Annotated in this window: 9 protein-coding genes; 6 read left to right on the top strand and 3 right to left on the bottom strand. The window is 35.4% G+C overall.

All coding sequences use genetic code 11. The annotated features are described in order from the left end of the window. Positions 1 to 212: 212 nt before the first annotated feature. Together MKZ14_RS12490 and MKZ14_RS12495 are read left to right on the top strand one after the other, a co-directional pair. Positions 213 to 551: a hypothetical protein gene (locus tag MKZ14_RS12490; protein WP_016994200.1), complete on the top strand. Its 339-nt coding sequence runs from the start codon at positions 213 to 215 to the stop codon at positions 549 to 551. Between the two features lie 361 nt (positions 552 to 912). Continuing rightward, on the top strand, positions 913 to 1,110 hold the full coding sequence (locus MKZ14_RS12495) for a hypothetical protein (RefSeq protein ID WP_238542940.1): 198 nt from the start codon (positions 913 to 915) through the stop codon (positions 1,108 to 1,110). Positions 1,111 to 1,513: 403 nt separating this feature from the next. On the opposite strand, the gene MKZ14_RS12500 is transcribed toward MKZ14_RS12495, so the two are convergent. Both MKZ14_RS12500 and MKZ14_RS12505 read right to left on the bottom strand, forming a co-directional pair. Then, positions 1,514 to 5,635, bottom strand: a complete 4,122-nt coding sequence (locus MKZ14_RS12500) for a chitobiase/beta-hexosaminidase C-terminal domain-containing protein (protein WP_339279980.1) — start codon at positions 5,633 to 5,635, stop codon at positions 1,514 to 1,516. Positions 5,636 to 6,322: 687 nt separating this feature from the next. Beyond that, positions 6,323 to 6,832, bottom strand: a complete 510-nt coding sequence (locus MKZ14_RS12505; protein ID WP_339279981.1) for a ClbS/DfsB family four-helix bundle protein — start codon at positions 6,830 to 6,832, stop codon at positions 6,323 to 6,325. 248 nt (positions 6,833 to 7,080) lie between these two features. Here MKZ14_RS12505 and MKZ14_RS12510 point away from each other — a divergent pair, with 248 nt between their 5' ends. Continuing rightward, positions 7,081 to 7,284, top strand: a complete 204-nt coding sequence (locus MKZ14_RS12510) for a hypothetical protein (protein ID WP_016994206.1) — start codon at positions 7,081 to 7,083, stop codon at positions 7,282 to 7,284. A 154-nt stretch (positions 7,285 to 7,438) separates the two neighbouring features. Continuing rightward, complete coding sequence (locus tag MKZ14_RS12515) at positions 7,439 to 7,900, top strand: DinB family protein (protein ID WP_312125828.1); 462 nt, start codon at positions 7,439 to 7,441, stop codon at positions 7,898 to 7,900. 464 nt (positions 7,901 to 8,364) lie between these two features. Here MKZ14_RS12515 and MKZ14_RS12520 read toward each other — a convergent pair whose 3' ends face one another. Then, positions 8,365 to 8,526 carry a hypothetical protein gene (locus MKZ14_RS12520; RefSeq protein ID WP_016993949.1) on the bottom strand — a complete coding sequence of 54 codons (162 nt, stop codon included), beginning with the start codon at positions 8,524 to 8,526 and terminating at the stop codon, positions 8,365 to 8,367. A 362-nt stretch (positions 8,527 to 8,888) separates the two neighbouring features. Here MKZ14_RS12520 and MKZ14_RS12525 point away from each other — a divergent pair, with 362 nt between their 5' ends. Continuing rightward, a complete protein-coding gene (locus tag MKZ14_RS12525) occupies positions 8,889 to 10,313 on the top strand; it encodes a VanZ family protein (RefSeq protein ID WP_339279984.1) in 1,425 nt (474 codons plus the stop codon). 225 nt (positions 10,314 to 10,538) lie between these two features. Then, the gene (locus MKZ14_RS12530; RefSeq protein ID WP_339279985.1) at positions 10,539 to 11,063 is read left to right on the top strand and encodes a hypothetical protein; all 525 of its coding nucleotides are present in this window, start codon (positions 10,539 to 10,541) and stop codon (positions 11,061 to 11,063) included. The last annotated feature ends 1,014 nt before the right edge of the window (positions 11,064 to 12,077 follow it).

Raw genomic sequence — 12,077 nt, forward strand, 5'->3', positions numbered from 1 at the left:
TAGCTCCACTATTAGGTGTTCTACTAAGGTTCTATGTCATGAAAAATAGGTTAACCTTCTATTACATATTTCACATTACTTACTAATCCAACCCACACTTTTCTTTAATTTATAGAAATGATTAATAAGACTAGAGAGTATACAGAATGCTACATACAATGAAAATATAATCTGCAGATTATACAAATTCTGTTTATTTGGAGGTGAAATAAATGCCTTTAACTACTGGCCCAATTGAAAATACAGGAAATCAACCAGCTAATGCAGCTAGTGTTCGTGTCAAAATTCTCAACCTTACGGGAGGTTTATTAACTGGCGTAGTAAGAGTTTTTAGACTAGATGGGTCAAGACAATTATTATCAACAACTCCTTTTGCCGCTATTGCTAATGGTTCTACTTTTGTAACGCCTGGTGTAGTTGGAGCTCAATATGAAGTTGAAATTGTTCCAAATCAAAATGGTGGAATATATAGCGTTTATGGACGAACAGCTTCAGGTGTAATTATTGCTGCCCAACGGTTTGTGAACTCAGAACTAACACCGATTCTTTAGACTTTAATGTTAAGATTATAAAAGCCCTGTACACTGTTATAGGGCTTTCCATATTCATTCATTTACCTCCAGCTTCTCTCCCCCTTACAGCACATTTTCTTTTTGACATGAACTTCAAATTGTCCAGTTAATCCCCGTGCATATCCGAAAATCTATCTCACTCCTACTCTATTCCTCCTGTACCACCTTGAATTAGAACTAAAATGTATTTTTACAGTCGATAATTCATATTTTGTGAGTAATAGGATTATCATTCTATTTAAAGTAATGTTCAGTAAAGTTTCTTTGTTTTATGACACTCACAAATAGGTTAACTAAATATTTGATTTATGTTAACCTATATACATACCATTATTTGGAGGTGTGTTTTTTGACTGACAAAAATAAAATATTACTTAATTCGGTTGGTGGTTTGGCTTTATTTACTTTAGGAGGGTATAGAATCTTTACTAACAATTTAGAAGCTATGTCCATACTAGTAGCGTATATTTTCTTTATTTGTGGATTTATAGGCTTTGTTTTTAATGTAGTAAAGTTGTCAAAAACTCCACGTACTTAGCATTGCTTCGTTGCAATGCTTTTTTGTTTGCCATAGTCATTCATCCTTTCATCTGTACCAAAGAATTGATTTGGTTGGGTTTTTTCTCTAAGAAAATTGGAACGGTGAAACATAGAGGGATGCTTTTCTTGATCGTTAAAATAAATAACGATTTTTCTAATATGCTATTCATTACCATCTAAACTTCTATAACTGAAAATGGAGAGACATTAAAGATTTCAGGGTTCGTTATTTTAATTATCGGTTTAAAATTTTTTATTTCCTAATATGGGCTTTATAAAAAGTAAAAAATAACCAAGTACTCATATGAACACTTGGTTATTTTTATATGATTATTTTCAATGTTATAGGTAAACCCAGCACCAAATCCAATATAGACTAGTGCTGGATTGTTTTTTAGATACTACTTAAACTCAATTTCCTCTGCCGAAGCCCCTTTAGTATACGTAATGGTCGCTCCATCAGGTAAATTTCGAATTTCTTTCACATTTTTTCCTTCGATAATAATTTCACCAATTTTCGTACCTTTGAAGTCAATAATTGCATTTCCCTTTTTGGGACTAATCGTTACTGTTTTGTCTGCAAATCCTTCACCATGGAATTCTGCATATTCACTAAATACTGCAATTCCATTTTTAATATTCGTATTTTTCCCTAACGTTAGCGAAATACTTGGACGATTCATTATTAATTTACCTGTTTTGTAGTTATCAAAGTTGTATACATTTTCAGGTATGATTGGTGTTGGGATTTCCACATTCCCTGCCTTCAAATCAATTTGAACTAATACTGGGTCATGATCTGATGCACGACCTTGTGCTTCTGAAAAGTTCGCATTTATATGAATCAAGTCAATTTCTGTAACGTCAGCAAGATGATTCGAAACTAAAATATGATCCAACACTTGATTGTTTCCTTGGAAAAAGTACGTAAAACGATCTTGCTCTGGGGCTTTATCTACCATATTCGTTAAAATATCACCCTTTAACGTTTCAAGCGCTGGTGTGAATTCAAAGTCATTCATGTCCCCTGCTACAATGATATTTAAATCTGGATTAATGGCAAGTCCTTCATCGATAAAATCATTGATGGCTTGAGCAAGTTGAATACGTTTCTTAACTGATTCTAGCACTGGTGGCTGAGTTGGTCCCCAAAGTGAACCATCCCCACCTTTAGAATTTAGGTGAGCTCCGATAATCACTACACGTTCATTCTGGAATTCAAATTCCGCTGCAATTGGTTTTCGTGTATCTACAAATTTTGATGGATCAACAAAGCCAGGATTTAAAGTAAGGTTTCCAGCTGCTGTCCATGTATTTTTTTGATCACCCATCCCCTTTATACCTGACACTAATGAAACGCGCTCCGGGTTATATAGGTAGCCTACACGAATATTACCACCAGGTGCACCACCTACTGTATTGTTAATTGGCATGACATCAATCCAATCATAAGCAGGCCCACCCGCAGCTTTAATTGCATGAATTAATCGCAGATAGCTTTCCGATGCATCCGCATTTCCTGAATCAGTTTGCCCATCATTATCTTGAACTTCGACCAATGTAATAATATCTGGTGATTTCATATTATTCACAAATGTCGCTGCAATTCTGGCTACTTTTTCGTTTGATGTATTGGCAGGATTATTTGAAAAGTTTTCGATATTATAGGAAGCGACATTTAACTTGTCCGCTACTGGTTCAAGATGCGTCACTTCTTGCTGAAGATTCGCTTTTGTCACCTCTGGGAAGACTTTATTTGTGTTCAGTCGATAGCCATCTGTAAAATTTTCTACAAATCCGATAAGGGCTTCATTAAAACGATCACCTGAATCATAATTTTTCCCAGCTACCCCTTCAAGCATAATTTTTTCTGGGTTATAATCATCGGCCGCTATATTTAAACCACCATTCACATTGAATGTATTATTTGTTGTGCTCGGTACAACAATTGGAGAATCATTATTATAAATCGGTCCAATGACTCGCGCATCTGGGAATGATACCAGCATATACTCGATGGATTCCCAAAAATCGATGCCATCTTCTTGTGGGTCAAAAATCGCAAAGCCATCATTATCGATAATTTTATTTGGCGGGAACAGATCCTTCCCTATCACAAGGGCTTCTGGAATTCCTGCTGTACCTGTTTTTGTAATATTGGCTGCTGAAATTTGTGTATCTGTCAATCGAGAGTTGCCACCCGCCTCTATTACATTTCCTGATACTTTAATAAGGTCCCCTACAGCTACATTATGTCCTGTCTTATTTACTTTGATAGCAGTTGATTTTACGCCATCAAACGACGACTCGTTTTCTTGCATAATAAAGCTTGCTGAATTTATAACGAATGTTACAATTCCTTCTACATCACTTACTGTTAAATCGACATATGGTGATTTATGGCTAGCCCCTTGAATATCGCTAATCTTGGCATTTTTAGTATCAATAATTTCATAAACAAATGTAGCAATCGCACTGTTTGTTAAACCTTCTTTTACCGCAATCGCTTTAATCGTCATTGGTTTATTAACAAGGATTTCCTCTGTATACTTTGTACTTGCTGTTGTTGGTGTAGAGCCATCCACTGTGTAATAAATCGTTGCACCTTCTGTCATTGTAGAAAGCGAGACTTTCGTGCCAGCTGTTACGCCTCCAACGTGAGAAGCTTTGATATCCTGCACCTTTGTTACATCCTCAATAATGCGAAGTGGGAGCAGTTGATGGTTTGTATATTGACCCACAATCCCTGTAATTTCCCCATACGTTTTTCCACTCACTAAACCTGAGTCTCGTGTTTTATCGTAAATAGCAAAAGTTCCTACTTCGTCAGTTCCTGTAAAGTTTTGACCCGAACCAGTAATGGCAACATTTTTAATTGTAACGAGTCTCGATTCATTGTCTTCTGCAACCTCATTACTTTTAATAATGTGTGGCTCTGGTATTGTCGATGGAACAGGCATGCCAACAAGTGAAATATTCGTTAATTGCTTTAGACCACTATATTCAGCTACTTGACCTTGCACCGTCACCCGATCACCGACATTTGCGGCAAGACTATCCACAGGATAAATGGCTATCGCCGCACCATCATCTTGTATGTGCGCTGTAGCCGTTTCTAATTTCGCTGTCACAATACCTGATACGATGACAGTTTGTCCGATTTCTTTATTTCGTGCTTCCGTAATGGAAATAACGGTCGGCTCTTCTTTCACTGTAAAGTTAAAGGACGCAACTTCACTATCGTCTAAACCAGTTGCAGTAGCAAATGCTTTAATTGTCATGGCTTTATTTACAACAATACCCGCTGCTGCATCATACACCTCACTAGCTATTGACGGTTCAGAACCATCGATTGTGTAATAGATTGTTGCATTTGGTGTATCTGTAGATAATGTTACTTTTGTTCCTGCGTAAACTTCGCCTGCTGCTGGTAAAGCCTTAATATTCCCTACTTTAGTTGGCTCATAGTTTGATACTAATTGGAAGCTTTCCGCGCTTAACGTCTTTAATTGATATGTCCCATTAAAAATTGACGCAATCCCTGTCACTGTGATGACATCATTGTTATTGAATCCATCTGCTTCAAACTGAGAGAACTGATAGCCTGTACGATTATCATGGCGAATTAACAGCTCGTTATTTGCTGCATCGACTGCTTTAAATTCAAATGTACCATACGTACCAGATGGCGCTAAATCTTTAATCTTCACATTTTCAAGTGTAATTAATTCACCTTGTAAACTGTCATCAATCGGAAGAGTCACTGTTTGTGGTGCAGGTGCTGTCCCTGTAGAAAGTCGTTCAATTGTCGGAGAATTAAATTGAACTTCTCCACTATATAAACTAGTTTTCCCTGTGATTTTGACAATATCTCCGACAGCTAAGCTCCCTGCTTCTGCAGAACTAGAGAAGACATATACCCCTGCTGTCTCATCCTGTACATAGAAGGCCTTGCCTCCCCAGCTACCAGGTGTTGTCGTAACCGTCCCTTGAATTTGAACTGTGCGGTCAGTTCCAACAGCTGCACGAGCTTCGGCAATGGTTACTTCAGTCTCGGGAGGATTTGGTTCAGTTGTATCGTCCCTAACAAACTCCATTGAAGTTGGTGATTTTAGCCCTGCATGGTTACTAAAGTATTTTTCTAGTGAACCTGTTATTTTAACTTTTTTCCCAAGATTACTTGGATTAGTAAATAATCCGAAATTGGCTCTATAGGAGCTTGGTAATTGAATATACAGCATTTTCGTGACATCTGTTTCACCCGGTGTATCGGCAATGGCAATATTTGTGTCACTATCTGCTATCACAGAATAAGAAGTTTCACTTTTGGCAAACCCTACTATATATCCTTCTACAGTAACATTACTCTTAACTATGGTTGGATCAAATTGATTGACCGCTTCCCCCACTCCAATAGTTTCTGTTTCAGCCCTTACAACTGTGAAGTAAGGTGAAATCATCGAAATTACAAGTAAAAATGATAACGCTATTTTGGTAACGATCTTACATTCATATTTCTTCATTCGCTTAGCTCCTTATGATTTTAATCTAAAATAAATCTGTTCCTTAACTTGTTTTACATGGAAGTTATTATTCAATTACTGTACATCCTTTAAACTACAGCTTCAGATGTAATTGGTGCTACTACTACCGCTGAAGCTATTAATGCATATAAATACTTAGAGTAATCCCTCCTATTCATGTTTAATAAAGATAAATTCTCAATCCTATTAACAAAATTAATGGTAATTATCAAACAATCCCAAAATATTGTTTAACATAATAATTTTAACAGAAAAATAATAAATACTTTGTTATTTAATGTGAATATTCTAAATTCTATGTAAAATAGTACATATTTATCTTTTACAATAGTCATGAGAATAGTAGTTTTCTCATAAATTCTCGTATGAACAAAAGCGCTAATGTACCAGCTCAGCTCTGGCAGACAAAGAAACCCTTCACTACTTTTGTACAGAAACATTGAAATGGTCGAGGAGATATAATTACTTAGACGTGGTCAGCTCGTTGAAAGATTGTTTCTTGACTCATTCCTAACCATCTCTCCTTTCCCCAATAATTAATCATTCGTATGAAGCATCGAGATACAATAGCCTATCATTGCTGTCATAGTGCATAAAAAAAGCCCTCCATTAGTGGAAGGCTAAAGTAAATCCGTTTGTTTTGTATAGTAAAGAACATCCATTCTTTTAAAGGTTCATCTTCTTCCATTTACGAATTTTGGTTCTGAAGTTTGTAAATGGAGCGACTGAGTTAATATGCACCCATTTCCAAACAGGCCAATTCGCTTGTGTTTTTGCCCATCGTCTTTGATCAACTTCAAATAATTCCTTTTCTGAAAGGGTTTTTAACCACTCACATAAATGATTGACAGCTTCATTAAGCATTGATTGTTGTTCCTTTAAAGAGTACTCTCCATATTGTTTATAAAAAGAATTGTACAATCCACTTAGATTCTTCCACTTATAGCCCTCTGCAGGCGTATGTACTTCTTCTCCATGTTGTTCTTTTTGCTCCCACTGAAGCAAAAGATTTATCCAACCAAGTTGATAAGAAAGATTTTCAGACGGCGTTTTATCAACCTCTTTAATCCGTTTGTTTTTCACGTTTTCTGGTATATCTTTAAATTCTGCAATATATTTTTTATACTTTTCGTTAATCGTACTAATCAGTTCTTCTTTGTTGGCATACTGTCTCACGCTATTTCCCTCCCTTCCATCTATTTCATAATTTTAGCAAAAGTAAATGATTTCCTTCTATAAATAACGATTTACAATTGCTAAAAAAATAATTTTCCAAAATTGATAGCGTCGAACCTTTCGGTGGATGTATAAGCATCCATAATTTACACACACTAACCTTGAGTGTATTACCCATATTGAATGAAACAGGGGTTTTACGGTCTTCATTTCTTACTGTTTGATGATTAAAAATAGAGGTGCTTAATATGACTACATTCGGAAAATGCTTATATATTTCATTCTTTATTATCATATTTTTATTTACAACTATTTGGAATTATATTAAAAATGGGCATTGGGCTTTACTAGAAAATTTATTCTTTGCCTTTTGGGTAGCCAGTTTCTTATTCATGGCCTTGTTGCTTAGAAGTAAAAAAGATGAATCAGAAAAAGCTGAAAATAGAAGCTGATTTGCCTCTTTTTAGGAACTTTTCAATTGTTAAAACTCTCTCCTATATTTGCTGTAGCTCTAATAAGCTACAGCTTTTTTTGCACCAAATTCATCCGTACATTCCAACTTCAGAATGTTATACTATTTGAAAAATACTTTGGAAGGGAACGTGAATGATGGAGGCTAAAACCATTTTGTTAGATCAACTTTTAGCTAATGCAAATGACCGAAGTTGGTATATCTCATTTTCTGAAGTCGTAGAAGGGCTATCTGAAGCAGAAGCCTTTTGGAAACCTGATTCTTCTAGTCATAGTATGGCTGAAATTGTCCAGCATCTAATCTATTGGAATGAAATTTGGCAAATGCGGTATAGGGAAAATCAAGTAAAAGCCCCTTTTCAAGCGAATAATGCGAATACGTTTCTTGTTAAAGATGAAGTAACTTTCTTTGAATTAAAAGAAAAGTTATTACATATCCTGCTTAAGTGGCAAGAATTAATTGAGGAAGAGCAACTTTTATCTATCGTGAATGGGTTTCCTGTGAAAGCGGAGTGGTGGGCCATCATATCTAATGCCGCGACCCATAATGCCTATCATATTGGACAGCTTGCCTATTTACGTAAAATGGAAAAATAGACAATTATATGTTACACTCTTGAAATAGTACTACTTTTAATAGTCCTATTTTTGTTTGCTGCCGCTTATTTAACTCAAATAACACCAAAGGGAGATGCATGTGAGCCTAGAAGAAATTACACAGATCTATTCATTTTACTTCTTCACGACACCAATTTTAGTAAGATTAATTGTATTTAATTTTATTTTTAAAGCCCATAAACATACTATGGTTATTTTATTGGATACTATTGTTTTAGTATCAACCACTATTTGGCTAATATTGATTAGAGATGTCATTTTCCCTTTGCCTTCGTTAACTTTAAATGTATTTAGTGTACTTTACATCCTATTGATTATTGACATTTCTCTCAATTATTATCGCTTAAAAAGGAAGAGCTCCTTGAAGTGAAAAGCCAATTTATACATAGAAACAAGCTCTAAATAAAAGAAAAAAGCATCTTTTTCAAGATGCTTTGATCTTACTATTGGGGCAATTCTTCTGGTGTTTTCTCAAATTCAAGTATATGTCCATCAACTTTTGCTCTTTCTAGTTCCTCAATAAATTCTTCCTTACGTTCATCAAGTCTGGAGTCAAGTGTGTTTTTGTAACCCGGAAATAGATTATAATCTACTGGTTTCCCCATAAGTTCACCTCTTATTCTCAGCTTTTTTATTTATTATAGGGTATATTGATATTTTCTGACAATTGTTTACGTCAATTTTGATTACAAGGACTGACAAGACAATATAACGGAAGTCTTATAAATAACGCCTACCTATACTTTATTGCCCATAAAATTATGCTGATAATTCGAAACAGCAAGGTTTGTCTTTGCCTCTAAACGTGCAATTTTCACAAACTTTGTAGATAATCTCCTAACTGTTCCTCCCCTTTTTTACGTAAAATCTTAAGAATTCTTCATAATTTTTCTCAATAATTATTAATAATTACCATTTACAATAAGAACAGTCGACAATAGATTAACATAGTTAGGAGCATCTTGTTTTGGGCGTTACAGATATTATGAATAACATTCGGATTTTAATGTTGCCAGTCATCCTTATTATTGGCGCGGAGTTCTTACTTATTGGACTTTATTATTTCCTCTATCATAAAAACCAACAGTCAAATCGAAAAAAAATAAACTTTAAGCAATTGATACTGGGAGCACTCTTTATCGGCTATATTGTATTTGTATGTGAACTAACGATTTTTGGACGTGGTTCTTCTCATTTCATGCAAATGAATCTTCAACCATTCAGTGGCTATATAGATGCATGGAAGAAATACTCGTTACGTGATCTTCAAAATTGTATTTTTAACATTTTAATGTTTGTGCCACTAGGCATTTTCTTACCTCTACTTTTCACTAAATTTAAATCGTTTAAATGGCTTCTTCCTGTAGTGGTAATTGCAACTTTATCCATTGAAACGTATCAAACACTCACAGGAGCAGGGATTTTCGAGCTTGATGATTTAATCAACAACTCGCTTGGTGGGATTATGGGATACCAGCTATATAGACTAGGATCTTCTATTGTTCAGCATAAAAAAGTAAAAATAAAAAGTTTAGTCGGAAATCTGGCCATACCTCTCATAATGGGGGTAATTTTTGTTGGCATGATGATTGTCTACGCTCAGCAGGAATTTGGTCATTTAGCAATTAACGCCTATACGAAATCGAATATGTCGGAAGTTGATGTAACCACCTCATTAGATTTACATGCAAAGCCTACCGTTGCCCCAGTGTATAAAAAAATAAAGCATACAGATGAAGTTGAGACCCTGTTGCAAAAGAAATTTGATTTATCAGAGTTAAGTCGGCAGGAAATTAGTGGTGATCGTGAGGTTTTATTAAAAGACAAAGCGGAAAACTCGTATACGTTATTTATTAATTCAGAGGGAAATTGGTTGCTAACAGACGATCTTTATACGCCAGTGCAACCTTCTTTAGCTGTCCAAGAAACACTTGTGAAGAAGGCAAAGAGCATGATGGATGAGCTTTCTCTCCTTCCTAAAGATGGGGAGTTTACAGCTTTGGATAATGGCGTATTTGAATGGACGCTTCCTGACCAAGCTGAATTGAACCAAGATTATTGGCTTGGTGAAGTAGACCTCGGTTTGAAGCCAGATGGTAGTATGTATTCATTATCGTATAATATTCATGAGCATCAGTTGGTCCGTGAAGTAAATATTTTGTCACCTGCAGAGGTGTATGAGCGAATTAAGCATGGCGAATTTCCACAGATAAAATATAATGCACTCGTAACAGAAGAAGAACTTTTGATAAAAAAAGGCGATCAACTTACTGTCGATTTAATAGAGCTCTCGTATATGTATGATACAAAAGATTTCTATCAACCTATATACAGAGTTTCTGGTACATTAAATGGAAAAAGTTGGTTCACTCTGATTCAGGCGAGAAAGTAACTTTTTCTAATACTGTAAACTAAGGAAAGCCCAGACTTGATACTGGGCTTTCTTTTGATATGAGTTGAAACAGTTAATTTCTCTTTCAACATCTCAAAAATTGGAATACTGCTATCAAAATAGACACCATCAACAAACTTAATTTGTTGCCTAGGTGTCCGTTCAATTAAAGATAAGAGAGTTGAATATACTATTTATATTGAGAGTATAGAGGAGGGTTAGAGAATGTTCGGTAAACATACATGTCAGGACTGTTGTCCAAATGAAATGGAATATTTCCCAAAAATTGTTGCCCTTCCTGGTCCTGTTGTTCCTGTCCCTTCACCAGATCGAAGTGTTTTAGCGTACGGATCCCTTAGAGGAGATACATTGGGCCTTTTATCGCCTGAGGCAACACCCGTCACTTTCCAAGTGGTTGGTCCGCTATCAAATGTTGCGGTTAGCCTATCTGGGAATGAATTGGTCGTTCAAAATGACGGTGTCTATCAAATCACCATTTCGATCAATGCACAAGCAACTGCGTTACCTGATCCTGATCAACCATTTTTCACAGTTAGCATTACCGTCAATGGGCAACCTATTTTTTTAAACGGCATTGCAGTCTTTAATGTTGTCAATAGAAGTAGCTCAGCCTATGTGGTTCAAGCTACATTAGCTGCAGGCGACTTGGTGGGAGCCAGTGCAGCTTCAGATTCCTTCGTCGCTAGTTATGCTAACCGCTCCTTAACGATTGTTCAATTGAGTGGCTAGATTAAAGAACAGTAGCTCTCATCTCTAAATTTTAGAGATGGGATTTTTTTGTTTTCAAGAGGAGAGTATTCGGCTCCCTTTAATACTTCATTACATATTTCATACTCATTTATCTCGTGACTTCCAAGTCGCATATAAACAAAAAACCAGCTGCTCTCTTTTGGGGAGCACCTGGTTTTATTGTGAAAGTGAATCTTACTAACTAACTTAGTTTTGATTCGTTATAATACTACGACAACTTGAGGCGCTGAACAAGTTAAAATATTTTCCAATAGAATTTTAGGGAGAATTAATGTTTTTTCGAGAAAATAAATCATTCTATCAAATTTTATAGTATTTCTTATTTTCATTAAAATAAGAAATCATGATCTCTTAATTGTCTAAAGGCGGCTGATGACATAGTCTCTTTTATCCATGATTGTTCCTGTATAGGTTGGATGCCCATTTGCTATTTTCACATAACTAACTGAATGATTTCTGCTAAAGCATGAAATCCACGTCATCATTCTCGCATGATGATTCTGAAAGCAATACAAACCAGACATTGTCTGTTACAAACATACAGGTCTCTATGGTTTTATTTCTCCCTTTAATAACTTTTTTGTGCTATTAATCAAACATGCAGAAGAATCTTAGTCTGCTAAATTAACATGAAACAAAAAGACCAGTCACTCTTTTAAAGAGAACTGGTCATTTTGCGTTTAGGTTGAAGACTATGAAAAATCTTCTTTCATAGATTAACATTTTATACTGAACAATATCTGAACAACAAAAAAGACTAGATTCTCACATGATGATGTAAGCTCTAGTCTTTTAAGTGAAAGTGAATCTTACTAAATCTTGTCTAGCTTTAGATTCAAATTACAATACGAATGAACAGGCTAAAGGTTTCATAAATTCTTTATTTTTTCGTTAAAATATAGGACCACCACCACAAAAAGACCAGGAACACGAAAAAAATGTGAATCCTGGCCCTTTTGTGAAAAGTGAATGTTACTAGTTTGCTTTAGTTCT

Origin of the sequence: Lysinibacillus sp. FSL P2-0066, from assembly GCF_037969495.1 — a bacterium.
GTDB lineage: Bacteria > Bacillota > Bacilli > Bacillales_A > Planococcaceae > Lysinibacillus > Lysinibacillus boronitolerans.

Bases quoted from the DNA above. Each gene is read 5' to 3' on its own strand.
- MKZ14_RS12490 (WP_016994200.1), top strand. From the start codon at position 213: ATGCCTTTAACTACTGGCCCAATTGAAAATACAGGAAATCAACCAGCT.
- MKZ14_RS12500 (WP_339279980.1), bottom strand. From the start codon at position 5,635: ATGAAGAAATATGAATGTAAGATCGTTACCAAAATAGCGTTATCATTT.
- MKZ14_RS12510 (WP_016994206.1), top strand. From the start codon at position 7,081: ATGACTACATTCGGAAAATGCTTATATATTTCATTCTTTATTATCATA.
- MKZ14_RS12515 (WP_312125828.1), top strand. From the start codon at position 7,439: ATGATGGAGGCTAAAACCATTTTGTTAGATCAACTTTTAGCTAATGCA.
- MKZ14_RS12520 (WP_016993949.1), bottom strand. From the start codon at position 8,526: ATGGGGAAACCAGTAGATTATAATCTATTTCCGGGTTACAAAAACACA.
- MKZ14_RS12530 (WP_339279985.1), top strand. From the start codon at position 10,539: ATGTTCGGTAAACATACATGTCAGGACTGTTGTCCAAATGAAATGGAA.